Source organism: Nonomuraea monospora (assembly GCF_039531895.1).
In the GTDB taxonomy this organism is placed as follows: Bacteria; Actinomycetota; Actinomycetes; order Streptosporangiales; family Streptosporangiaceae; genus Nonomuraea; species Nonomuraea monospora.
In genome coordinates this window covers 12,515-35,559 of record NZ_BAAAQX010000031.1, presented here as the reverse complement: position 1 = coordinate 35,559, position 23,045 = coordinate 12,515, and the positions used below count along the sequence as shown (strand labels likewise).

21 protein-coding genes are annotated in these 23,045 nt (G+C 71.4%); 11 read left to right on the top strand and 10 right to left on the bottom strand.

Annotated features, from left to right (window positions below):
* Positions 1 to 36: 36 nt before the first annotated feature.
* Positions 37 to 1,137: a hypothetical protein gene (locus ABD331_RS42715; protein ID WP_344488331.1), complete on the top strand. Its 1,101-nt coding sequence runs from the start codon at positions 37 to 39 to the stop codon at positions 1,135 to 1,137.
* Positions 1,138 to 1,165: 28 nt separating this feature from the next.
* Here ABD331_RS42715 and ABD331_RS42710 read toward each other — a convergent pair whose 3' ends face one another.
* Positions 1,166 to 2,008, bottom strand: a complete 843-nt coding sequence (locus tag ABD331_RS42710) for a helix-turn-helix transcriptional regulator (protein ID WP_344488329.1) — start codon at positions 2,006 to 2,008, stop codon at positions 1,166 to 1,168.
* 183 nt (positions 2,009 to 2,191) lie between these two features.
* Between ABD331_RS42710 and ABD331_RS42705 the strand changes: the two genes are divergently transcribed.
* Complete coding sequence (locus tag ABD331_RS42705; RefSeq protein ID WP_344488327.1) at positions 2,192 to 2,953, top strand: SDR family oxidoreductase; 762 nt, start codon at positions 2,192 to 2,194, stop codon at positions 2,951 to 2,953.
* A 19-nt stretch (positions 2,954 to 2,972) separates the two neighbouring features.
* On the opposite strand, the gene ABD331_RS42700 is transcribed toward ABD331_RS42705, so the two are convergent.
* Positions 2,973 to 3,545 (bottom strand): TetR/AcrR family transcriptional regulator, encoded by a 573-nt coding sequence (locus ABD331_RS42700; protein WP_344488325.1) that lies wholly within the window; start codon positions 3,543 to 3,545, stop codon positions 2,973 to 2,975.
* A gap of 70 nt (positions 3,546 to 3,615) precedes the next feature.
* Between ABD331_RS42700 and ABD331_RS42695 the strand changes: the two genes are divergently transcribed.
* Complete coding sequence (locus tag ABD331_RS42695) at positions 3,616 to 4,302, top strand: SDR family oxidoreductase (protein WP_344488323.1); 687 nt, start codon at positions 3,616 to 3,618, stop codon at positions 4,300 to 4,302.
* 152 nt (positions 4,303 to 4,454) lie between these two features.
* On the opposite strand, the gene ABD331_RS42690 is transcribed toward ABD331_RS42695, so the two are convergent.
* From ABD331_RS42690 to ABD331_RS42680, 3 genes are all read right to left on the bottom strand, one after another.
* On the bottom strand, positions 4,455 to 4,952 hold the full coding sequence (locus ABD331_RS42690) for an HIT family protein (protein ID WP_344488321.1): 498 nt from the start codon (positions 4,950 to 4,952) through the stop codon (positions 4,455 to 4,457).
* A 12-nt stretch (positions 4,953 to 4,964) separates the two neighbouring features.
* Positions 4,965 to 6,155, bottom strand: coding sequence for an MFS transporter (locus ABD331_RS42685; RefSeq protein WP_344488319.1), 1,191 nt, complete (start codon positions 6,153 to 6,155; stop codon positions 4,965 to 4,967).
* A 284-nt stretch (positions 6,156 to 6,439) separates the two neighbouring features.
* Positions 6,440 to 6,955 (bottom strand): TetR/AcrR family transcriptional regulator, encoded by a 516-nt coding sequence (locus ABD331_RS42680; RefSeq protein ID WP_344488317.1) that lies wholly within the window; start codon positions 6,953 to 6,955, stop codon positions 6,440 to 6,442.
* Between the two features lie 53 nt (positions 6,956 to 7,008).
* Here ABD331_RS42680 and ABD331_RS42675 point away from each other — a divergent pair, with 53 nt between their 5' ends.
* Positions 7,009 to 8,172, top strand: a complete 1,164-nt coding sequence (locus ABD331_RS42675) for a cysteine desulfurase family protein (RefSeq protein WP_344488315.1) — start codon at positions 7,009 to 7,011, stop codon at positions 8,170 to 8,172.
* A gap of 51 nt (positions 8,173 to 8,223) precedes the next feature.
* Here ABD331_RS42675 and ABD331_RS42670 read toward each other — a convergent pair whose 3' ends face one another.
* Complete coding sequence (locus ABD331_RS42670) at positions 8,224 to 9,276, bottom strand: DUF695 domain-containing protein (protein WP_344488313.1); 1,053 nt, start codon at positions 9,274 to 9,276, stop codon at positions 8,224 to 8,226.
* A gap of 66 nt (positions 9,277 to 9,342) precedes the next feature.
* Between ABD331_RS42670 and mnmA the strand changes: the two genes are divergently transcribed.
* On the top strand, positions 9,343 to 10,401 hold the full coding sequence (gene mnmA, locus ABD331_RS42665) for a tRNA 2-thiouridine(34) synthase MnmA (protein WP_344488311.1): 1,059 nt from the start codon (positions 9,343 to 9,345) through the stop codon (positions 10,399 to 10,401).
* Positions 10,402 to 10,427: 26 nt separating this feature from the next.
* Here the strand turns inward: mnmA and ABD331_RS42660 are convergent, their stop codons facing one another.
* On the bottom strand, positions 10,428 to 11,060 hold the full coding sequence (locus ABD331_RS42660) for an MBL fold metallo-hydrolase (RefSeq protein WP_344488309.1): 633 nt from the start codon (positions 11,058 to 11,060) through the stop codon (positions 10,428 to 10,430).
* A 24-nt stretch (positions 11,061 to 11,084) separates the two neighbouring features.
* Here ABD331_RS42660 and ABD331_RS42655 point away from each other — a divergent pair, with 24 nt between their 5' ends.
* The 6 genes from ABD331_RS42655 to gatB all read left to right on the top strand — a co-directional run bounded on the left by ABD331_RS42655 (position 11,085) and on the right by gatB (position 19,986).
* Positions 11,085 to 12,065, top strand: coding sequence for a methionine synthase (locus tag ABD331_RS42655; RefSeq protein ID WP_344488307.1), 981 nt, complete (start codon positions 11,085 to 11,087; stop codon positions 12,063 to 12,065).
* A 64-nt stretch (positions 12,066 to 12,129) separates the two neighbouring features.
* Positions 12,130 to 14,307, top strand: coding sequence for an NAD-dependent DNA ligase LigA (gene ligA / locus ABD331_RS42650; protein ID WP_344488305.1), 2,178 nt, complete (start codon positions 12,130 to 12,132; stop codon positions 14,305 to 14,307).
* A 194-nt stretch (positions 14,308 to 14,501) separates the two neighbouring features.
* Positions 14,502 to 16,568 carry a putative bifunctional diguanylate cyclase/phosphodiesterase gene (locus ABD331_RS42645; protein WP_344488303.1) on the top strand — a complete coding sequence of 689 codons (2,067 nt, stop codon included), beginning with the start codon at positions 14,502 to 14,504 and terminating at the stop codon, positions 16,566 to 16,568.
* An 84-nt stretch (positions 16,569 to 16,652) separates the two neighbouring features.
* Entirely contained in the window at positions 16,653 to 16,952 is a 300-nt protein-coding gene (gatC, locus tag ABD331_RS42640; protein ID WP_344488301.1) for an Asp-tRNA(Asn)/Glu-tRNA(Gln) amidotransferase subunit GatC, read from the top strand.
* Entirely contained in the window at positions 16,949 to 18,439 is a 1,491-nt protein-coding gene (gatA, locus tag ABD331_RS42635; protein ID WP_344488299.1) for an Asp-tRNA(Asn)/Glu-tRNA(Gln) amidotransferase subunit GatA, read from the top strand. The genes gatC and gatA overlap by 4 nt, the downstream gene beginning before the upstream one ends.
* A gap of 41 nt (positions 18,440 to 18,480) precedes the next feature.
* Positions 18,481 to 19,986, top strand: a complete 1,506-nt coding sequence (gene gatB, locus ABD331_RS42630; protein WP_344488297.1) for an Asp-tRNA(Asn)/Glu-tRNA(Gln) amidotransferase subunit GatB — start codon at positions 18,481 to 18,483, stop codon at positions 19,984 to 19,986.
* Between the two features lie 85 nt (positions 19,987 to 20,071).
* Here the strand turns inward: gatB and ABD331_RS42625 are convergent, their stop codons facing one another.
* The 3 genes from ABD331_RS42625 to ABD331_RS42615 are packed head-to-tail and all read right to left on the bottom strand — an operon-like array spanning position 20,072 to position 23,039.
* Entirely contained in the window at positions 20,072 to 21,589 is a 1,518-nt protein-coding gene (locus tag ABD331_RS42625; RefSeq protein ID WP_344488295.1) for a tripartite tricarboxylate transporter permease, read from the bottom strand.
* Positions 21,586 to 22,068 (bottom strand): tripartite tricarboxylate transporter TctB family protein, encoded by a 483-nt coding sequence (locus ABD331_RS42620; RefSeq protein ID WP_344488293.1) that lies wholly within the window; start codon positions 22,066 to 22,068, stop codon positions 21,586 to 21,588. The genes ABD331_RS42625 and ABD331_RS42620 overlap by 4 nt, the downstream gene beginning before the upstream one ends.
* Complete coding sequence (locus tag ABD331_RS42615; RefSeq protein ID WP_344488291.1) at positions 22,068 to 23,039, bottom strand: tripartite tricarboxylate transporter substrate binding protein; 972 nt, start codon at positions 23,037 to 23,039, stop codon at positions 22,068 to 22,070. The genes ABD331_RS42620 and ABD331_RS42615 overlap by 1 nt, the downstream gene beginning before the upstream one ends.
* Positions 23,040 to 23,045: the final 6 nt, after the last annotated feature.

The following is a 23,045-nucleotide window of genomic DNA, read 5'->3' as shown; positions in this document are numbered from 1 at the left end:
GCCGCCCCTCTCGCAATCTCCCGTTTGAGGAGGGACATGTCGAGCGAGCCTCTTGAGCGGCCGATCATCGCCGACCGGGCAGGCCGGCACGATTCTTCGTACACGGGCCGGCTCTTCGACGTGTTGGAGTCGGGATATCGGAAGGTCTTCATCGTCTGGCTTTCCCGGTGCCTGGCGGCTCGGGCCGCGAAAACGAATCGACTGGCGGCCGGGATCTCCGTCCTGCTCGTGGCGACCTGGCCGTACGTGGTAGACCTGCTGCTTCTTGTCGTGGCGCCGAGCCAGGCACTGCGCGGCGGACAGGAACTGTTGTGGACCGGGTCCGTGACCTTTACGGCGCTGCTCATGCTCGCCTTCGCGTGGAGCTCGTGGTCGTACGCGAAACGGCTCGTGATTCCTCTCGGGCAGCTGCTCGGCGATTCTCCGCAACGCGGTGAGTTGATCGGCTGGCTGCGCAGGCGCATGAGATTCGGCTGGCAGTTGCTGAGCTCGCTGGGTGGAGTCGTCATCGCCTGCGCCCTGGTGTTGTTCACATCGTTGCAGCCGGCCAGCAGCATGGACTCGACGGTGGCTCTGTACGTGCATGCCGGCTGGTCGGGATTCCTCGGCGGCAACGCGTTGTACTGGCTGATCACCTTTGCCGACCTGCCGCTGCGTATTCGATATTTCAGCGGGTTGCGATTCTCCTGGATCGACCCGGCGCGAACGCCGGCGATGGTCCACTTGTGCCGCTGCTATGCCCTGGTCGCGGCCGCGATGGGGGTGGGGCTCATCGGGACGGAGCTGACCGGCATCATCCTGGCCAGACAGAATCCCGGCATGGCGTTGAGCCTTTTCATCATCAGCTTCCCCGTGGTGGGCGCCGGCATCGCCCTGTACGTCGGCGTGCAGCCGTACGTCACTCTCGCCAGGATCGTGCGCCGGCATTTGGACGACGTCCTGCTGCCGCTGCTGGAGTCCGATACGCAACCCCGTGATTCATGGGTGCGGTTCAACAACTCCGAGGAGCAGCTCAAGGCGTACTCCTACTATTCGACATTGCGCGCGCTGCCCATCAAGACCGCCAGCATCCTGCAGTACGTCGCCGGAATCCTGGCCTCGCTCATCGTCTTCCTCTTCCAGCAATCCCTTTCCTGAACGTGCTGCCGCGCGACGTGAGCACGTTCTAGGCCGAGGCGGCGGGCGCCGTCCAGCTCGTGAGGAGGCGGAGCGCCTCGGCGGTGGGTGAGCCCGGCTCGACGTTGTAGACGCACAAGGTCTGGTCCGGGTCGCCGGGCGGCTGGAACGACTCGTAGGAGAAGTGCAGCTCGCCGACCAGCGGATGGTGGTAGCGCTTGGTGCCGTGGGTGCGGCGCAGCACGCGGTGGTCGTTCCACCAGGTGCTGAACTCGGGCGAGCGCAGGGTCAGCTCGCCGACGAGGTCGCCGAGGCGGCGGTCCTGCGGGTAGCGGCCCGCTTCGAGGCGGAGGATCGCGACGGTCTCCGCCGCGATCTGCTCCCAGTCGCCGGTACGGGTGCGCGCCGCCGGGTCGAGCAGGTAGTAGCGGGCGAGGTTCCGCTGGGTCGCGGGCAGGGCGTCGAAGTCGGTCAGCACCTCGCGGGCCAGGCGGTTGGTGGCCAGGACGTCCGTGCGGCGGCCCAGGACGAAGGCGGGCACGTGGTCGAGGGTCTGCAACATCAGGTGCAGCCCCGGCCTGACCCGCTGCGGGGCGATCGGGGCGTGTCGGGCGGGTCGGGCCAGCAGGTCCGTGAGGTGTTCGCGTTCGGCGGGGTCGAGTTGCAGGGCCTGCGCGAGCGCCTCGGTGACCTCGGGCGACGGGTTGCCTGCGCGGCCCTGCTCCAGCCGGGTGTAGTACTCCGTGCTGACGCCGGCCAGCCGGGCCACCTCGTCGCGGCGCAGGCCCGGCACGCGGCGGGCCCGCCCGTCGGCGGGCAGCCCCGTGCGGTCGGGGGTGATCCTGGCGCGACGTGAGCGCAGGAAGTCGGCTAGCTCGCGGCTGCGGTCCATGGTCTCCAGTGTGGCCCGCCCCGCGTGGCCGCGATGACTCAGGGGTGGCCCTGCCAGTACCTGCCTCGCGATTACCTGCCTGGTCAGGGCACGCTCGGGTGCCCTGCGAAGGGTGCTCTCCCTGATGTGCTGTTGGAGGAACGCGGTCAACCGGCCGCGTGTGACTCTCGAAGGGCGTACCTCATGAGCACCTCTCTTTCCGGACGCGTCGCCGTCGTCACCGGTGCCTCCAGCGGGATCGGCGAGGCCACGGCCGAGCACCTGGCCGGGCTGGGCGCGCAGGTGGCCGTGCTGGCGCGGCGCGCCGAGCGGCTGGACGACCTGGTGGCCCGCATCGAGCGGGCCGGGGGCCGGGCCGTGGCGCTGGCGGCCGACGTGACCGACGCGGCGGCCGTGCGGGCCGCCGCTGAGCGGGTGGCCGCCGAGCTGGGCGGGGCCGACCTGCTGTTCAACAACGCGGGCGTCATGCTGCCCGCACCGATCGAGGAGCTGGCCGCCGGCCAGTGGCAGCGCCAGATCGACCTCAACGTGACGGGTCTGATGAACGTGATCGGCGCGTTCGTCCCCCAGCTCGTACGAGCCGCGGGGGAGCGCGGAGTGGCCGATCTGATCAACACCTCGTCGATCGCCGCGCAGAACATCTTCCCGAACTTCGCCGTCTACTCCGGCACCAAGGCGTTCGTCACGCACCTGTCGCGGCACCTGCGGGCCGAGCTGGGGGCCAAGAACGTGCGGGTCTCGGCGATCGAGCCGGGGATCGTCGGCACCGAGCTGCAGGGGCACGTCACCGACGAGGGGGCGCGGGCGTGGCTGGAGGGGTCGAAGCAGGAGATGGAGTGGCTCACGCCTCAGGACGTCGCGCAGACGGTGGGGTTCGTGGCGAGCCTGCCGCCCCGGGCGAACCTGCAGCAGGTCACCATCATGCCCACCGGCCAGGCGAGCTGACGCCGTCCTGGCGGGGAGCTCACCGCGTGGCCCGTACGATCAGCGCGGCGAGCCGTTCCGCGGCCGGTTCGTCCAGCGGCGCGTGGTCGAGCAGCAGCCGGTACCAGAGCACGCCGTAGACGACGTCCATGAGCAGTTCGAGGTCGGCTCCCTCGGCCAGCTCGCCCCGGGCGGCGGCCCGCTCCAGCACGACCCGCAGCGCGGCCCGCCGCCTGAACAGGAACTTCTCCTTGAACGCGGTCGCGAAGACGGGGTCGAGCAGCGCCTGCGCCATCAGCCCGACCAGGGTGGGGCGCTGCCCCCGCTGCCGGAACGTGGCCGTCAGGAAGGCGAGCAGGTCGTCGGAGAGCGACCCCTCGTCCGGGATCTCGATCGTGGTCTCGGCCCGTTCGAGCAGCGCCTCCAGGACGACGTCCGCCTTGGACGGCCACCACCGGTAGATCGTCTGCTTGCCGCAGCCGGCGCGGCGCGCGATGCCGTCGATGGTCAGTGCGGCGTAGCCGCCGGACTCCAGCTCTTCCAGGGCCGCCGTGAGGATCGCGGTGCGCGTGCCCTCGCTGCGGGGCCGTCCCAGCCGTCGCTCGCCTGTCATGCCGCCCACTTTACAAGACTCATCGTCTCGTATAAAAACGAGACTGAACGTCTAGAAAAGAGGATGGAAGATGCGTGTAGTGATCATGGGTGGCACGGCGGGCATCGGGCTGGCCACGGCGCGGCTGCTGGCGGGCGACGGCGCCGAGGTGATCGTCACCGGCCGCGACCCTGAGAGGCTGGCCGCCGCGAAGGCGAGCGTGGCGGCGGCCGAGCAGGTGGACGGCACCTCGCGGGAGGAGGTGGCCGCCTTCTTCGACCGGGTGGGCGAGCTGGACCACCTGGTGCTCGCCTTCAGCGGCGGCGCCGACGCGATGGGGCCGCTGGCGGAGCTGGAGGTGTCCGCCGTGCGGGACGCGTTCGACGGCAAGCTATTCCCGTACCTCTTCGCCATCCAGCGGGCCCGCGTGACCGGCTCCATCACCATGGTGTCCGCCGCGAGCGCGCGCGCCGCCCTGCCAGGCACGGCGGGGCTGGCCGCCGTGAACGGGGCGATCGAGCGGATCGTGCCGCCGCTGGCCGCCGAGCTGGCCCCGGTGCGGATCAACGCCGTCTCGCCGGGCGTCGTGGACACGGCCTGGTGGTCGTTCCTGCCCGAGGAGCAGCGGCGGGCCCAGTTCGAGGCAGTCGCGGGTACTCTGCCCGCCGGCCGCGTCGGACGGCCGGAGGACGTGGCGGGCGCCATCAGGTACGTGATCGGCGCGCCCTACGTCACCGGCTCGATCCTGCCGGTGGACGGCGGGTTCACCGTGTCCTGACCTCGGCGGCGTTGCGGCTGGTGGAGTCCAGGACGACCGGGAGTGGGTGCGTGCTCAGCGTCTACCGGCCGGCGGGCGCGCCGACGTACGGGGACTTCTCCCAGGCGGGGTGAGCGGTCGCGGGGATCAGACCGGGGATTCACAGGAATGCCTCAGGACAGCGCCGCCCTGAGGCGGGCGGCCAGCTCCTCGGCCTGTTCCCGGGTCCAGGGAAGCACGCCGTTCTCCGCCATCAGGGCGTGGAACTGCTGCTGGTCGTACGGGGTGCCGGGGGGCAGCGGGGCGATGTGCCAGTGCAGGTGGGAGTTGCCCTGCTGACTGCCCAGGGACAGCACGTACGTGCGCTCCGACGGGACGACCGACTCCACGGCCAGGGCCACCTTCCTGACGACGCCCATGATCGCGTGGAACGCCCGCTCGTCGAGGTCGCGTACGACGTGCTCGACGTGCCGCTTCGGGCTCACCAGGACGTAACCGGGCAAGGTGGGGTAGCGCGCCAGGAACGCCAGGTGCTCCTCGTCCTCGTAGACGATCTGCTCCAGCGTGTACTCCGGGTCGCCGGCCACGATGGCGCAGATGAAGCAGCGGCCTGACCGCACGCGTTCCACGTAGGCGGCGACGTCGAAGGGCACCTTCCGCTCAAGATCCATCGCCCGATGATGTCAGGCGGCGGCCTCCACGGTCTCGCGTACGGGCAGGGGGCTCAGCTCGGTCGCGGGCTCGCGGCGGGGCAGGACCCGCGCCGACAGGGCGATCAGCACGCCGAGCACCACGCCGATGCCCAGCGCCGTACGCAGGGAGGTGACGTCCGAGAGGAACCCGATCACCACGGGGCCGAGCAGCAGCCCCGCGTACCCCATGGCCCCCGCCTGGGCGATCGCGGGCCCGGGGGTGTCGGTCGCGGTGCCGGCGAGCGACAGCGTGAGCGGCGAGATGGTCGCCACGCCGAGCCCGACGAAGAACATCGCGGACACCGCCACCACCGCCGCCGGCGCCAGCAGCACGACCGCGAAGAACCCGGCCGTGGCCACCCCGGACACGGTCAGCATGCCGCGCACCCCGAACCGGAGGCGCAGCCGGTCACCCGTGAGCCGGGCGATCAGCATGCCCGCCTCGAAGACCGGGTAGCCGAGCGCCGCCACGGCCTCGGGCGCGCCGAGCTCGTCGCGCAGGTACAGGCCGTTCCAGTCGGCGACGGTGCCCTCGACCATGAACGCGAAGAACATGATGACGCCGAGCAGGTAGACGATGGGCGGCATGCGCCGGCGGCCCGCCTGCGCGGTCTCGGCGGCCGGCGGCTCCGGCAGGTACGTGCGGCCCAGCAGCACCATGACCGGCAGGGACACCAGGGCGATCAACGCCACGTTCGCGGTGAACGGCAGTCCGACGGCGATCGCCAGGCTGCCGAGGCCGCCCGCCGAGATGGCGCCCACGCACCAGCCGGCGTGCATGCCGTTCATCAAGGGCCGCCCGTACGCCTGCTCGACGGCGGAACCCTGGGCGTTCATGGAGACGTCCACGGTGCCGAAGGCCATGCCGAACAGCGCCACGGCCACCAGGAGCAGGGGAAGGTCGGGGGCGACGGCCACGCCGAGGAGGCCGAGTGCCGTCAGGGGGCCGCCTGCCCGCAGGAGCGTCCGGCTGCCCACGCGCGCCATGACGCGGCGCATGGACTGCATGGTCACCAGCGCGCCCAGGCCCCACACCAGCAGGATCGTGCCGACCATGGCTTCGGACAGGCCGAGCTTGTCGGTCAGGGCGGGGATGCGCACGGTCATCGTGCCCACCATCAGGCCGGCAAGGACAAAGGTGAGGATCGCCCCGTAACGGGCATTCCTCAGCTCGCGGGTCATTAGGCCACCTCACAAGAAGTTCAAGAAAAGGGTGGGCGGGGTTGGGGCCGCCCGTGGATGTGTCTTATCTGTCCGGGATACGCACAGGACGCCCTGAGCGCATAGGACGCCCTGAACGCATGAGACGTCCCGAGCGCATGAGGGGGCGCAGAGCAGCGGTGACCAGCCAGGCGGCCGGTCACCGCAAAAGTGTCTGTGGCGCGGAGCCCGTGCCGGTCGGATGCGGGAACTCCGCGAGCCGCGCGGCCGTCAGCGCGACGTGCCGGATGAGAAGGGGAAGGGACTCAGGCGGACGCCGGGGCGATCAGCGCTTTGAGGCGCTGCTCCAGGACCTGGAGGTCAGCCTCCGTGTTCAGCTCCGGGTCGTGGCTGGCCACGTCCCACAAGCCTTCACACGCGAGGCGTACGATCTGCGAGGCCACCGGGTCGGGCTCTTCGTTCAGCTCCTCGCGATGCCATCGGGTCATGGCCTCGCGAAGCGGTGCGAGCAGGAAGAGGTTGCCCGACGCCCCCGTGACGACCGCCCATCGTCGCAGCCGGCCGGAGCGGACGGCGGCGAGGGTGGCACCCAGGTAGCGCTCGGTGTACGTGTCGCCGGGCTGAGCGGCCGTCAGTGCGTCGAAGTCTTCGATCAACCGCTCCACCATGCCCTTGATCAGGGCTTCTTTGGAGCCGTAGTGATAGAGGAGGCCGCCCTTGCTCACGCCCGCCCGGTCGGCCACGGCCGCCAGGGTGAGCGCGGCCGAGCCCTGGTCGCAGAGCAGATCCTCTGCCGCGTCCAACAGCTCGTCCCTTCGCATGCCTCAACTGTACCGTCCGGACGGTACAGTTGCAAGCGAGATACCCTGAGCACGTGACCAGACCGTCTGCCTACCTTGATCATGCGGCGACCACCCCCATGCTGCCCGAAGCGATCGAGGCCATGACGGCTCAACTCAAACGCGTCGGAAATGCTTCCTCCCTGCACGCGACCGGCCGCCAGGTGCGCAGGGTGGTGGAGGAGTCGCGCGAGACGATCGCCGGCGCGCTCGGCGCCCGTCCCAGCGAGGTCGTCTTCACCTCCGGCGGCACCGAGGCCGACAACCTGGCGATCAAGGGTCTCTACTGGGCGCGCCGCCCGCGCAAGCGGGTGCTGATCAGCTCGGTGGAGCACCACGCCGCGCTCGACCCCGCCCACTGGCTGGCCGACAGCCAGGGCGCCGAGGTGGAGCTGCTGGAGGTGGACGAGCACGGCCGCCTGCACCCCGAGACGCTGCGCGCCGCCATCGAGCGTGACCCCGGCGACGTGGCCATGATCAGCATCATGTGGGCCAACAACGAGGTCGGCACCGTCCAGCCCGTCCACGTGCTGGCCGCCATCGCGCACGACCACGGCATCCCGTTCCACACCGACGCCGTCCAGGCCGTCGGGCAGTTGCCCGTGTCCTTCTCGGGCTCGGGGGCCGACGCGCTCACGCTGACCGGCCACAAGATCGGCGGGCCGATGGGGGCCGGGGCGTTGCTGCTGGCCAGGGGCGTGACGCCGGTCTCCGTCCAGCACGGTGGCGGGCAGGAGCGCGACGTGCGCTCCGGCACGCTCGACGCGCCCGCCATCGCGGGGCTCGCCGCCGCCGTCAGCACCGCCGTGCGCGAGCAGGAGGAGCTGGGGCGGCGGCTGGTGGAGCTGCGTGACGAGCTCATCCGCCGCGTCCGCGACGCGGTGCCGGACGTGGTGCTCAACGGCGACCCCGTCAACCGGCTGCCCGGCAACGCGCACTTCTCCTTCCCCGGCTGCGAGGGCGACGCGCTGCTCATGCTGCTCGACGCCAAGGGGGTGGAGTGCTCGACCGGGTCGGCCTGCTCGGCCGGGGTCGCGCAGCCGTCCCATGTGCTGCTGGCCATGGGCGCCGACGCGGCGGCGGCCCGCGGGTCGCTGCGGTTCACGCTGGGGCACACCTCGACGCGCGAGGACGTGGACCGGCTGATCGAGGTGCTCCCAGCCGCGGTCGAACGCGCCCGCCGCGCGGGCCTGGGCTAAGGCGGTCGAGCGCGCCCGGCGTCCGGGCCTGGACTGGACCAGAAACAGGGCTCAGGTCAGGAACGGGGCCACCGCGGTCCAGGCGGGGTCGGAGGTCACGTCCACCCGGGGCTCGCCCTCCTCCCACCCCACGATCAGCTCCTTGGCGTGGATCGCCGCGTCGCCGGTCGGGTCGGCGTACACGTGGATGATCCGATGCCCCTCGGCGCTGAGGTGGGCGGCCAGCACGGCGTCGCCGCGCAGCTTGAGCAGGCGGGCGGCCAGGCGCTCCTCGAAGTCGCGCAGCGCGGTCAGGGAGTCGCCGACCGGCAGGCCGTTCTCGTCGCGGTGCGCGTACGGCAGCGTGATGGCGATGTGCTGGTCGAACAGCGGATGGTCCACCGGCCGCAGCGGGTGGCGGGCGGTGGCGACCAGGGGCGCGCCGGTGCCGGTCTGGCCCTCCAGCAGCACCCACTCCTCCTGCGCGTAGCCGGAGGCCACGTCGGCGACGACGGCGGGCAGGTGCACGGCCGCCACGGAGTCGATCGGCTCGAACGTGACCGCGGTGATCTCGCCCACCCACCTGGCCACGTCGTCCTCGCCGAGCAGCCAGTCGAGGGCCAGCAGCGTGGTCTCCATCCGGGTGTCCTCGTCGAGCTCGCCGAAGATCGGATGGTAGGCGGACACGTCCACCCTGGGCTGGTTGCGGGGCACGCGCAGGCCGAGCGTGAGCTTGTCGAGCTCGAAGACGAAACCGCCCACGTCGAGCCTGAGCTCCGTCGCCTGCGGGTTGGGCTGGCGCGAGGGGTGGAACTCCCACAGCAGGTCGGACGGCGGCGCCGCCTTGGCCCACCGGTGCGCGAGCGAGCGCAGCTCGGCGTCGCCCGCCGCGGTCACCACGAGGGCGTGCGCGGCCTCCTTGCCGGGGGCCACCTCGTAGACCAGCCCCGGGTGGATCGCGGTGACCGCCGGGGTGAGCAGCTCCTCGACCCCCTCGCCGTCGCCCGCGCCCAGCAGGGCGTCGAGCCGTGGCCTGGCCTCCTGCCACCATGTCCAGAATCCGGCGATGGCCTCGGCCGGCCCACCGGCCCCTTCGTCCGCGTCCTTGCGCCCGAACAGTCGCATGGTCGAATACTCCCAGACGGAGGGCATGGTCGCGCACCCCCAGCCGGACAGTACGCTGGAATGGTCATGGGACTGCGTGTGCTTGCCGCCATGTCGGGCGGCGTCGACTCGGCCGTGGCCGCCGCTCGCATAGCCGAGGCCGGTCACGACGTCACTGGTGTCCATCTCGCGCTCTCGGCCAACCCCCAATCCCACCGCACGGGTGCCAGGGGCTGCTGCACGGTCGAGGATTCACGCGACGCTCGGCGGGCCGCCGACGTGATCGGCATCCCCTTCTACATCTGGGACATGGCGGAGCGCTTCCAACGCGACGTCGTCGAGGACTTCGTGGCCGAGTACGCCGCGGGCCGCACCCCCAACCCCTGCCTGCGCTGCAACGAGAAGATCAAGTTCGCGGCGGTGCTCGACAGGGCGCTGGCCCTGGGCTTCGACGCCGTCGCCACCGGCCACCACGCCAAGCTGGTCGACGGCGTCCTGTCGAGGAGCGTCGACCAGGGCAAGGATCAGTCGTACGTGCTCGGCGTGCTCACCCGCCAGCAACTCGGGCACGCGCTGTTCCCGCTGGGCGACTCGACCAAGGCCGAGGTTCGCGAGGAGGCGGCCAGGCGCGGCCTGACCGTCGCCGACAAGCCCGACAGCCACGACATCTGCTTCATCGCCGACGGCGACACCCGCGGCTTCCTGGCCGAGCGGCTCGGCTCGGCCCAGGGGCCCATCGTCGATCAGAGCGGCGAGGTGGTGGGCAGCCACTCGGGAGCGCACGGGTTCACGGTGGGGCAGCGCAAGGGCCTGCGCATCGACCGGCCGGCGCCTGACGGCAGGCCGCGGTACGTGCTGTCCATCGAGCCGGTGTCCAACACGGTGACGGTCGGCCCGCGCTCGGCGCTGCAGGTGAGCACGATCGTCTGCGGCACCCCGGTGTGGAACGGCCCGTCCGGCCGCGACGACCTGACGGTGCAGCTCAGGGCGCACGGCGAGGTCTATCCGTGCCGGTTCGAGGAGCGCGTGGGCGGGCTGTCGATCGAGCTCGACCGGCCCGCCACGGGTGTCGCGGCGGGCCAGGCCGCGGTGCTCTACTCCGGTGCGACGGTGATCGGCTCGGCGACCATCGTCTCGGCGAGCTGAGAAGGCCGGCTAGCTGAGAAGGCCGGCTAGCTGAGCGTGGCCGACTCGCCGACCGGGATGCGGCGGATGTCGGCGCCCTGCTTCTGCGCCTCCATGCGCAGCCAGTTGTCCACCAGCCCGAGGCCGATCTCGCTGTAGAGGCCGTCGTGGGTGGAGTACGCGCGGGCCGGACGGATCTCGCGGAGGTACTCCACCATCTCCGACAGCTTCAGCCACGGCGCCCCGGTCGGCACCAGCAGCGTGCCGACCTCGGCCTGGGGGACGGTGAGCGCGTCACCCGGGTAGAACAGCTCGTCGTCGAGCAGGAAGCCGACATTCTGCACAATGGGCATGTCGGGGTGGTTCTTGGCGTGCCACTCGCCGAACACCTTCACCTGGAACCCGGCCGTCGAGAAGTCGTCGCCGTGCCGCACCACCTGCACCTTGCCCGGCACCTCGGTCAGGTCGGCCGCGACGCCCTCGCAGGTCCAGATCTCCAGCTTGGGCGAGGCCGCCTTCAGCTTCTCGACGTCCACGTGGTCGGCGTGCTCGTGGGTGATGAGCACCGTGTCGGCGCCGTCGAGCGCCGCGCCGTCGCTGAACGAGCCCGGGTCGATCACCAGGACCTTGCCGTTCTTCTCCACGCGTACACAGGCGTGGCCGAACTTCGTGAGCTTCATTCGGCAGAGCCTACGCTTGTGCCCATGTCTACGTGGGAAGCCACCGGGGTCGGTTCGCATCCGGGTGAGGATCATCTTGAGGCGATCAGGGTCGTGTTCGGCGAGGTGCCAGGGCTGCCGTACCTGCCGGAGCTGCCCGCCAGAGGCGTCGGCGCGGACATGGTGGGTCGCACGGCCGCGCTGCTCGTCGATCTGCCCGTGGAGGTGCAGCCGTCCGGGTGGCGGCTGAGCGACCGGCCGGGGCGCGACCACCGGCGGGCCGTCGATCATCTGCGGCGCGACCTCGACGGGCTGGAGGAGCTCGGCCACGACTACGCGGGGCCGCTGAAGGTGCAGGTCTGCGGGCCGTGGACGCTGGCCGGGTCGATCGAGCTGAAGTTCGGCGACAAGATGCTCTCGGACGCGGGCGCCGTCCGCGACCTGACCGCCTCGCTGGCCCAGGGGGTGGCCGAGCACTGCGCCGAGATCCGGCGGCGGCTGCCGGGCGTGAGCGAGATCGTGCTCCAGCTCGACGAGCCCGGGCTGCCGGGAGTGCTGGCGGGCACGGTGCCGACCGCCTCGGGGTTCGGGCGGCTGGCGGCGGTCGAGGAGTGGCGGGTGGAGGACTCACTGGGCTCGTTCGAGTCGCCGGTGATCCACTGCTGCGCGCCGGGCGTGCCGTTCGCGCTGCTGCGCAGGGCGGGGGTGCGGGGCGTCTCGGTGGACGCGGCGATGCTGCGGCGCAGGGACGACGACCGGCTGGGCGAGCTGTTCGAGGCGGGCGCGACGCTGTTCATGGGGGTCGTGCCGGGTACGGACACGCGGCTGGCCGGGCCGGGCGTGGTGGCCAAGCCGGCGCTGGAGCTGTGGCGGCGGCTGGGGTTCGCGCCCGACCGGCTGGCCTCGCAGGTCGTGCTGACCCCGGCCTGCGGGCTGGCGGGGGCCTCTCCGGCGTACGCGCGGGCGGCGCTGGCGGCCTGCCACAAGGCGGCGCAGGTGCTCAGGGACGATCCGCGGGAGGGTTGAGCGGTGGTTCTGTCGGTGCTCGGCGATAGCGTTTGCACAGGTCGTCGTACGGAAGGGGGCCCACGTGGCTGAGGTCGAGGGTGTGCCGGTCGAGGTGTTGAAGCGGCACGCGGAGCTCAGTGAGCTGGTCGAGGACGCCCGCTGGCGTTACTACGTGCTCGACCAGCCGACGGTGAGCGACGCCCAGTTCGACGGGTGGTTCAAGGAGCTGCTCGCGCTGGAGGAGGCGCATCCGACGCTGCAGACGCCCGATTCGCCCACCCAGAAGGTGGGCGCGCCGGTGTCGGGCGATTTCGCCAAGGTTCAGCACCTCAACCGGATGGAGAGCCTCGACAACGCCTTCACCGCTGACGACATCGCGGCCTGGCAGGCGCGGGCCGAGCGGCTGGCCGAGGGCGACCCTGGTCCCTACCTGTGCGAGCTGAAGATCGACGGGCTGGCCGTGGCGCTCGTCTACCGGGACGGCAAGCTGGAGCGCGGCGCGACCCGCGGCGACGGGCGCACGGGTGACGACGTGACGGCCAACGTCCGCACGATCAAGGGCGTTCCGCACCGGCTGACGGGCGACGACGTCCCGAGCCTGGTCGAGGTCCGCGGCGAGGTCTACATCCCGGTCGAGGATTTCAAGCAGCTCAACGAGCAGCTCGTGGAGCAGGGCAAGCCGCCGTTCGCCAACCCGCGCAACTCGGCGGCGGGCACGCTGCGGCAGAAGGACCCGCGCGTCACGGCCCAGCGGCCGTTGCGGATGCTGGTGCACGGCATCGGCGTCTGGGAGGGCACGCAGGAGCCGCGGGCGCAGTCGCACTGCTACGACCGGCTGCGGGAGTTCGGGCTGCCGGTCAGCGACCTGGTCAAGGTGGTGCCGGGGCTCGACGAGATCAACGAGTTCATCGAGCACTACCACGCGCACCGGCACGACCCGGCCTACGAGATCGACGGCGTGGTGGTGAAGGTCGACGACTTCCGCACGCAGCGGGAGCTGGGCTCGACCTCGCGGGCGCCGCGCTGGGCGATCGCCTTCAAGTATCCGCCGGAGGAGGTCAACACCAAGCTGCTCGACATCCAGGTGGGCGTGGGCCGCACCGGCCGGGTGACGCCCTTCGGGGTGATGGAGCCGGTGGTGGTGTCGGGCTCGACCGTCGAGCGGGCCACGCTGCACAACGCCGCGATCGTGGTGAAGAAGGGCGTGCTCATCGGCGACACGGTGGTGCTGCGCAAGGCGGGCGACGTGATCCCGGAGATCGTCGGCCCTGTCACGGCGCTGCGCGACGGGTCAGAGCGGGAGTTCGTGATGCCCACGCACTGCCCGGAGTGCGGCACGGAGCTGGCCTACGAGAAGGAGGGCGACGCCGACCTGCGCTGCCCCAACGCGCGGGGCTGCCCGGCGCAGATCCGCGAGCGCATCTTCTTCGCGGCGGGCCGGCGCGCGCTCGACATCGACGGGCTCGGCTACGTCGCGGCCACCGCACTGACCCAGCCGCTGCCGCCGCAGCAGCCGGTGGTGCGCACCGAGGCCGACCTGTTCGACCTGACGCTGGAGCAGCTCATCCCGATCAAGTCGGTGGTCCGCGACCAGGACACCGGCCTGCCCAAGATCGACCCCAAGACGGGCGAGGAGAAGGTCGTCACGTTCTTCTCCAACCTCAGCGGCGAGCCCAGCCAGAACGCGCTGCGCCTGATGGAGGAGCTGGAGCGGGCCAAGGAGTGCTCGCTGGCGCAGGTGCTGGTGGCCCTGTCGATCCGGCACGTCGGCCCGCCGACCGCGCGGGCGCTGGCCGACGCGATGCGCTCGATCGACGCCGTCATGAACGCCTCGGAGGAGGAGCTGGCCGCGGTCGAGGGCATCGGGCCCAGGGTGGCGGCCACGATCAAGGAGTGGTTCGAGGTCGACTGGCACCGGGAGATCATCGAGCGGTGGCGCGCGGCCGGGGTCCGCATGGAGGACGAGCCGGCGCCGGAGAAGGGCCCGCAGACGCTGGAGGGGCTGACGTTCGTGGTGACGGGCACGCTGGAGGGCTACACGCGTGACACCGCCGCCGAGGCGCTGACCAGCAGGGGCGGGAAGGTCTCCGGGTCGGTGTCGAAGAAGACGTCGTTCCTGATCGCGGGGGAGAACGCCGGGTCGAAATACGACAAGGCGGTCACCCTCGGCGTGCCGATCCTCGACGGGGCCGGGTTCGAGGTGCTGCTGGAGGAGGGTCCTGAGGCGGCGGCCGGGGTGGCCGTGACGCCGGAGGGCTAGCCTCACGATCGAGGAGGGGTCTGTCCGCGGGTGACGCGGGCAGGCCCCTTCGCCGTTGTGTGTTCGGTTTGCTACTGAGGGTGCTTTTTGGGTATATGTCGGAAGAGAGAATTACGGACCGTACGCGGTTGGTTTCGCGAAGTGGGGTGAAGGTCGTACCCTCCCATAGTGACCTAATGGGGGTTCTGTTACCGATGACTGACCCAACCGACACCCGCGACACCGGACCACGCGTCGGCACACCCTTGTGGGGCTACCTCGCGGGCATCACTGTGATCGGCTTCACCGCCCTGGTGGTGGCCATGCTCAGGCTGGACTCGGCCGGGGTGGCCGGGCTCGCCCGCACGCCGCTGTTCTGGGTGCTGGCCGTGCTGGTGGTCCTGGGAGAGCTGCGGCCCGTCATGGTGTCGTCCGCGACGGCCGTGGGCGGCACGTACCCGTCCACCATGTTCACCTTCGCCGTGCTGCTGCACCTCGGGCTGCCCGTGGCGGTGCTGATGCAGGCCGTCGCCGTCGTGATCAACGGCGTGGTGACGCGCAGGTCCTGGCACCGGGTCATGTTCAACATCGCCCAGTCCACGCTCGCGCTCACCGCCGCCGCCGTGGTGCTGGGGACGTTCGGCATCGTGCCGAGCCCCGCCGAACCGTGGGTGCCCGGCGGGGGCGATCTGCTGGCGATCGCGCTGTCCGGCATCGCCTACTTCGGCACCAGGGCCACCCTCGTGAGCGGCGCGGTCGCGCTGCACGAGCGGCGCTCGATCATGCGGGTGGTGAAGGTCACCGTCGGCCCGCAGAGCCTCGTCTACACCGGCCTGCTCGGCCTGGCGCCCTTGGTCGTGGTGGTCATGAGCCACTCGCCCGGCCTCGTGCCGCTCTTCGTCGCCCCGCTGGCCGCCGTCTACTTCACCGCCACGCTGTCCATGCGCCGCGACCACCAGGCCATGCACGACGAGCTGACCGGCCTGCCCAACCGCAAGATGCTCATCGTCAGCACCGAGGAGGCGCTGGCCGAGTCGCGCCAGGACGAGCGGGTCGGGCTGTTCCTGCTGGACCTCGACCGGTTCAAGGAGGTCAACGACACGCTGGGGCACCCCGTGGGCGACCGGCTGCTGCAGCTCATCGCGCACCGGCTCACCCACTCCGTGCGGCCCGGCGACGTCGTGGCCAGGCTGGGCGGCGACGAGTTCGCCGTGCTGCTGCCCTCGATCAGGGACGCGCACGCGGCCAGGGAGGTGGCCGCCCGGCTGCGGGCCGCGCTCACCGAGCCCGTCCGCCTGGAGGGCATGACCTTCGACCTCGACGCGTCCGTCGGCATCGCGCTCTACCCCGACCACGCGCCCGACTTCGAGCTGCTGCTGCAACGCGCCGACGTGGCCATGTACCTGGCCAAGGAGGGCCGCACCGGCGTCGAGCTCTACCAGCCCGACAAGGACCGCAACTCGCCCGAGCGACTCACCCTGCTCGGCGACCTGCGCCGCGCCATCGACAACCGCGAGCTGCGCCTGCACTACCAGCCCAAGGTGGGGCTGGGCGGCGGCGACGTCCAGGGGGTCGAGGCGCTGCTGCGCTGGCGGCATCCGGTGCACGGGCCGATCGCGCCGTCCGACTTCGTGCCGCTGGCCGAGCAGTCGTACCTGATGCGGCAGCTCACCGCGTACGTCATCGAGGAGGCCCTGGAGCAGGCCGCGGCCTGGTGGCACACCGGGCTGCGGGTGCAGATCTCCGTGAACATCTCCGCCCGCGACCTGCTCGCCTCCGCGCTGCCCGAACAACTGGAGGTGGGCCTGGCCAGGTACGGCCTGCCGCCCGCGGCCATCCAGCTGGAGGTCACCGAGCGCATCCTGACCGGCGACCAGGCCTACACGCAGGAGACCATCAAGGCGCTGGCCGCGCTCGGCGTCCCCCTGGCGCTCGACGACTTCGGCACCGGCTACTCCTCGCTGATCAGGCTCCAGCGGCTGGCCGTGTCGGAGGTCAAGATCGACGCCTCGTTCGTGCGCCGGATCGCCGAGTCCGAGGACGACTACCGCATCGTGCGCTCCATCGTCGACCTGGTCCGCTCGCTCGGGCTGCGGTCGGTCGCGGAGGGCGTGGAGTCGGACGACGTGGCGATGCGGCTGGTGGAGATGGGCTGCGACGTGGGGCAGGGCTGGCTGTTCTGCCACCCGATGCCGGCCGAGGAGGCCGCGGTGTGGCTGCGCGACCGGGCGGGCGCCTCCGTCGAGTACGGGTACCAGCCCGAGGTCAGCAGCTCGGCCTAGCGATAAAGGTTCGGGGCTGCTAGGTCAAGCCCCCTAGGATGGCAGTGTCCAAAGACTCCATCCACGAAACGGGTTCAACGACTCATGTCCGCCATAACCCGCGACGAGGTCGCCCACCTGGCTCGGTTGTCCAGGCTGGCGCTCACCGACGACGAGCTCGATCACTACGCCACCCAGCTCGATGCCATCATCGAGTCGGTCGCGAAGGTGGCCGAGGTCGCCGCCGAGGACGTGCCGCCTTCGTCGCACGCGCTTCCGCTGACCAATGTCTTCCGTGCCGACGAGGTGCGACAGTCCCTGACGCCCGACCAGGCGCTCTCCGGCGCCCCCGCCGTCGAGGACGACCGCTTCCGGGTGCCGCGCATCCTCGGGGAGGAGGCATGAGTTTGATCCGCAAGACCGCCGCCGAGCTGGGCTCGATGATCGCCGCGGGCGAGGTGTCGGCCGAGGAGGTGGCCGCGGCGCACCTCGACCGGATGGCCGAGGTGGAGCCCAAGGTCAAGGCGTTCCTGCACGTCGATCGCGAGGTCACGCTGGAGCAGGCGCGCGCCGTGGACGCCAGGCTCCGGGCCGGCGAGAAGCTGGGGCCGCTGGCCGGCGTGCCGATCGCGCACAAGGACATCTTCACCACGCGCGACATGCCGACGACGGCCGCCTCCAAGATCCTGGAGGGGTGGCGGCCGCCGTACGACGCGACCGTCACCGCCCGCCTGCGCGAGGCCGGGCTGGTCATCCTGGGCAAGACGAACCTCGACGAGTTCGCCATGGGCTCCTCGACGGAGAACTCCGCCTACCACGCCACCCACAACCCGTGGGACCTGACGAAGATCCCCGGCGGCTCCTCCGGCGGCTCCAGCGCGGCTGTCGCCGCCTACGAGGCGCCGCTGTCCACGGGCACCGACACCGGCGGCTCGATCCGGCAGCCCGCCGCCGTCACCGGCATCGTCGGCATGAAGCCGACCTACGGCGGCTCGTCCCGTTACGGCCTGATCGCCTTCGCCAGCTCGCTCGACACGCCGGGGCCGTTCGCCCGCAACGTGCTCGACGCGGCGCTGCTGCACGAGGCGTTCTCCGGCCACGACCCGATGGACTCCACCTCGATCGACGCGCCCGTGCCGTCGGTCGTCGAGGCCGCCAGGAACGCCGACGTGGCCGGCATGCGGATCGGCGTCGTCAAGGAGTTCGGCGGCGAGGGCTACCAGGCCGGCGTGCTGGCCCGCTACCACGAGGCCGTGCAGCTCCTGGAGTCGCTCGGCGCCAAGGTCGTCGAGGTCTCCTGCCCGTCCTTCACCACCGCGCTGCCCGCCTACTACCTGATCGCGCCGTCGGAGTGCTCGTCCAACCTGGCGCGCTTCGACGCGATGCGCTACGGCCTGCGCGTCGGCGACGACGGCACCCGCAGCGCCGAGGAGGTCATGGCGCTGACCAGGGCCGCCGGGTTCGGTCCCGAGGTCAAGCGGCGCATCATGCTGGGCACGTACGCGCTGTCGAGCGGCTACTACGACGCCTACTACGGCCAGGCCCAGAAGGTGCGCACGGTCATCGCGCGCGAGTTCGAGGCCGCCTACCAGCAGGTCGACGTGCTGGTGTCGCCGACCACGCCGACCACGGCGTTCCCGATCGGCGAGCGCGCCGACGACCCGATGGCGATGTACCTCGCCGACCTGTGCACGATCCCGTCCAACCTGGCGGGCAACGCGGCCATGTCGGTGCCGTGCGGCCTGGCCGACGAGGACGGCCTGCCGGTGGGCCTGCAGATCATGGCCCCGGTCCTGGCCGACGACCGCTGCTACCGCGTCGGCGCGGCCGTGGAGCAGGCGCTGGAGAGCCGCTGGGGCGGCAGCCTGCTGTCCAAGGCCCCGGAGCTGTAGGGCGAGACGCACATGCACCGATCTGAACGAAGGACCTCACGATGACTGCCGGCACGATCATGCCGTACGACGAAGCGCTCGAGCGCTTCGAGCCGGTGCTCGGCCTCGAGACGCATGTCGAGCTGGGCACCAAGTCGAAGATGTTCTGCGGTTGCAAGACGACCTTCGGCGCCCCGCCCAACACGCAGGTCTGCCCGACCTGCCTGGCCTTCCCCGGCGCGCTGCCGGTGGCCAACGCCCAGGCCATCGAGTCGACGATCCGCATCGGCCTGGCGCTCAACTGCTCGATCGCCGAGTGGTGCCGCATGGCCCGGAAGAACTACTTCTATCCGGACATGCCGAAGAACTACCAGATCTCGCAGTACGACGAGCCGCTCTGCTTCGACGGCTACCTCGACGTCGAGGTCGGCGGCCAGACGGTGCGGATCGAGATCGAGCGGGTGCACCTGGAGGAGGACACCGGCAAGTCCACCCACGTGGGCGGCTCGACCGGGCGCATCCACGGGGCCGACTACTCGATCGTCGACTACAACCGCGCGGGCATCCCGCTGGTCGAGATCGTGACCAAGCCCATCCCCGGCACCGACCGGCTCGCGCCCGAGGTGGCCAAGGCGTACGTCACCGAGCTGCGCGAGATCATGCGTTCGCTGGGCGTCTCCGACGTGCGTATGGAGGAGGGCTCGCTGCGGTGTGACGTGAACGTCTCGCTGATGCCGCGCGGCTCGTCCGAGTGGGGCACCCGTACGGAGACGAAGAACGTCAACTCGCTGCGCAGCGTCGAGCGGGCGGTGCGCAGCGAGATCGAGCGGCAGGCGGCGATCCTGGCCGAGGGCGGCAAGATCTTCCAGGAGACCCGGCACTTCCACGAGGACACCGGCACCACCACGTCGGGCCGGTCCAAGGAGGAGGCGCAGGACTACCGCTACTTCCCCGAGCCCGACCTGGTGCCGATCGCGCCCGACACGGCGTGGGTGGCCGAGCTGAAGGCGGCCCTGCCGGAGCTGCCGTCGGTCAAGCGCAAGCGGCTGCAGGCCGAGTGGGGCCTGTCCGACCTGGACATGCAGGCCATGCACAACGCCGACGCGATCGAGCTGGTCGAGGCCACGGTCGCGGCCGGCGCGCCGGCGGCCGACGCGCGCAAGTGGTGGATGGGTGAGCTGGCGCGAAAGTCCAACGAGAGCGGCACGCCGCTGGCCGACCTGCCGATCACGCCGGAGCAGATCGCCCGGGTGACCGAGCTGGTGGCCTCTGGCGCGCTCAACGACAAGCTGGCGCGCGAGGTGCTGGAAGGCGTGCTGGCCGGTGAGGGCACGCCGGACGAGGTGGTCGAGCGGCGCGGCCTGAAGATCGTCAACGACGAGGGCGAGCTGTCGGCGATCATCGACCAGGTGCTGGCCGACAACGCCGACGCGGCCGAGAAGGTGCGCTCCGGCAAGATCGCCGCGGCGGGCGCGCTCGTCGGCGGCGTCATGCGGGCCAGCAAGGGCAAGGCCGACGCCGCCAGGGCCCGGGAGCTGATCCTGGAGAAGCTGGGCGTCTCCGAGTAGCTGAGACCGGTTGGCCCCGTCGATCCGGACAGATCGGCGGGGCCACTCCAAGAACCACGATGAGGATGCCCGGCCCGGGCCCCGGCTACTCCTCGTTGCGCGGCGCCGGGGCGAAGCCGCGCCGGGCCAGGAGCTTCCTGAACAGCGGCGTCAGCAGCGCCAGCGCCGACAGGGCGAGCAGCACGGCCGCGATCGGGCTGCGCACCAGCACGCTCACGTCGCCCGCCCCGATGGCCAGTGCCCGGCGGAGCTGGATCTCCGCCATCGGGCCGAGGATCATCCCGATCACCGCGGGCGCGACGGGCAGGCCGAAGCGCCGCATGGCGTAGCCGAGCAGGCCGAGCACGTACAGCACGAACAGGTCGACCACGGTGCCGTTCAGCGCGTAGACGCCGAGGGCGGCGAAGAGCACGATCCCGGCGTACAGGTACGGGCGGGGGATGCGCAGGACGCGCGCCCAGAGCGGGGCCATCGGCAGGTTCAGCACCAGCAGCATCGCGTTGCCGATGAACAGCGACGCGATCATGCCCCACACCAGGGCCGGGTTGTGGTCGAAGAGCTGCGGCCCCGGCTGCAGGCCGTACTGCTGGAAGGCGGCCAGCAGGATCGCGGCCGTGGCCGAGGTGGGCAGGCCCAGCGTGAGCAGCGGCACCAGGGTGCCGGCCGCGGAGGCGTTGTTGGCCGCCTCGGGGCCCGCGACGCCCTCGATGGCGCCCCTGCCGTACTCCTCGCGCGCCACGCCGCGGGCCAGGCGCTTCTCGGCCGCGTACGACAGGAACGTCGGGATCTCGGCCCCGCCGCCGGGCAGCGCGCCGAACGGGAAGCCCAGGGCGGTGCCGCGCAGCCAGGGCCGCCAGGAGCGGCGCCAGTCGGCGCGGCCCATCCACGCCCGGCCCACCGGCACCACCTCGGGAGGCGCGTGGCGCAGGCGGGAGGCCACGTACAGGGCCTCGCCGAGGGCGAACAGGCCGACCGCGACGATCACCACGTCGATGCCGTCGAGGAGCTGCGGGATGCCCATCGTCAGCCGGGCCTGGCCGGTCTGCTGGTCGATGCCGATCAGGCCGATCACCAGGCCGAGGCCGAGCGAGGCCAGGCCGCGCACGATCGAGCGGGACAACACCGACGACACGGCCGTGAAGGCCAGGATCGCCAGCGCGAAGTAGTCCTCGGGGCCGAACGCGATCGCGAAGCTCACCACCGCGGGCGCCGCCACGACCAGGAGCGCCGTGGCGATGGTGCCGGCCACGAACGAGCCGATCGCGGCCGTGGCCAGCGCCTGGGCGGCGCGGCCCCGCCTGGCCATCTTGTTGCCCTCCAGCGCCGTGATCATCGAGGACGACTCGCCGGGGGTGTTGAGCAGGATGGAGGTGGTGGAGCCGCCGTACATGCCGCCGTAGTAGATCCCGGCGAACATGATGAACGCGCTGGCCGGCGGCACCGTGAAGGTGATCGGCAGCAGCAGCGCCACGGTCATCGCGGGGCCGATGCCGGGCAGCACGCCGACCAGGGTGCCGAGGGTGACGCCGATGAGCGCGTACAGGAGGTTGACGGGGGTGAGCGCGGCGGCGAAGCCGTCGAGCAGGAGCTGCAGCGAGGTCACGGCGCGAACACCCCGCCCGGCAGGTTCACGCCCAGGCCGTGCACGAACAGCAGGTACGTCGCCACGCCCATGACCACGGCCACCACGGCGGCCCGCACCTTGTGCTCGGCCCCGAGCACCACCGACAGGCCGAAGAACAGCAGGCTCGCGCCGACGATCCAGCCGAGCAGGTCGAGGAGCGCGGCGAAGGCCAGGAAGACGCCGCTGACCAGGCCGACGCTGCGCCAGTCGGTGGGCGCGGCGGCGTCCACGTCCTCGCTCTCCTCGGGGTCGCCGTGCCCGCCGCGCAGCACGTCGGCCACGTAGAACAGGCCGATGACCACCATGGCGCCGCCCACCAGCATGGGGAAGAAGCGCGGCCCGACGCCGAGCTGGGAGGCCGCCGCCGACACGTCCAGCGTGCCGATCACCACGAGCACGCCCAGCACCAGCACCACGACCGCCAGCCCGAGCTCGGGCCGCCACCGGGACCTGATCATCAGGAGACGAGCCCCATCTCGGCGATGATGGCCTTGACCCGGGTCTGCTCGGCGGCGAGGAAGTCGGCGAACTGCTGCCCGGTCTGGAAGGAGTCGATCCAGCCGTTCTTGGCGACCGCGTCCTTCCACGGCTGCGAGCCGTGCATCTTGGTGACCGCGTCCGTCAGGGCCTTCTTGTCGGCCTCGGACAGGCCGCCGGGGGCGACGAAGCCGCGCCAGTTGGCCAGCACGACGTCCAGCCCGCCCTCCTTGAGCGTGGGGGCGTCCAGACCGGCCACCCGCTCGGCGGAGGTCACGCCGAGGGCGCGCAGCTTGCCGGACTTGACGTGCTCGGCGAACTCGGCCACGCCCGAGATGCCCGCGCTGACCTTGTTGCCGAGCAGCTCGTTCAGCGCCTCGCCGCCGCCCGAGTGGGCGATGTAGTTGACCTGCTTGGGGTCCACGCCGGCGGCCTTGGCCATCAGCCCGGCCACGATGTGGTCGGTGCCGCCCGCCGAGCCGCCCGAGATCGACACCTTCGCCGGGTCGGCCTTCCAGGCCGCCACCAGGTCGGCCAGCGACTTGTACGGCGACGCGGCCGGCACCACGACCAGCTCGTACTCCTCGGTCAGCTTGGCGATGGGGGTGGTCTCAGCGAGCGTGACCTTGGACTTGTTCTGCTCGATGGCGCCGACCATGACCAGGCCCATGGTCATCAGCAGGTCGCCGTTGCCCTTCTCGCCGGCGAGCTGCGCCAGGCCGATCGTGCCGCCCGCGCCGGGCACGTTGTAGACCTCGACCTTGCGCTGCGGGTCGGCCGCCTTGAACGCCTGCTCCGCCGTACGGGACGTCTGGTCCCAGCCGCCGCCGGGCGCGGCGGGGGCCATGATGCGCAGGGGGCCGGCGGCGGAGGCGCCGCCGCCCGACTGGCCGCACGCGGTCAGCGCGCCGAGGGAGAGTGCCGCGAGAGCGGCGAGTACGCGCAAGCGCATGATCAC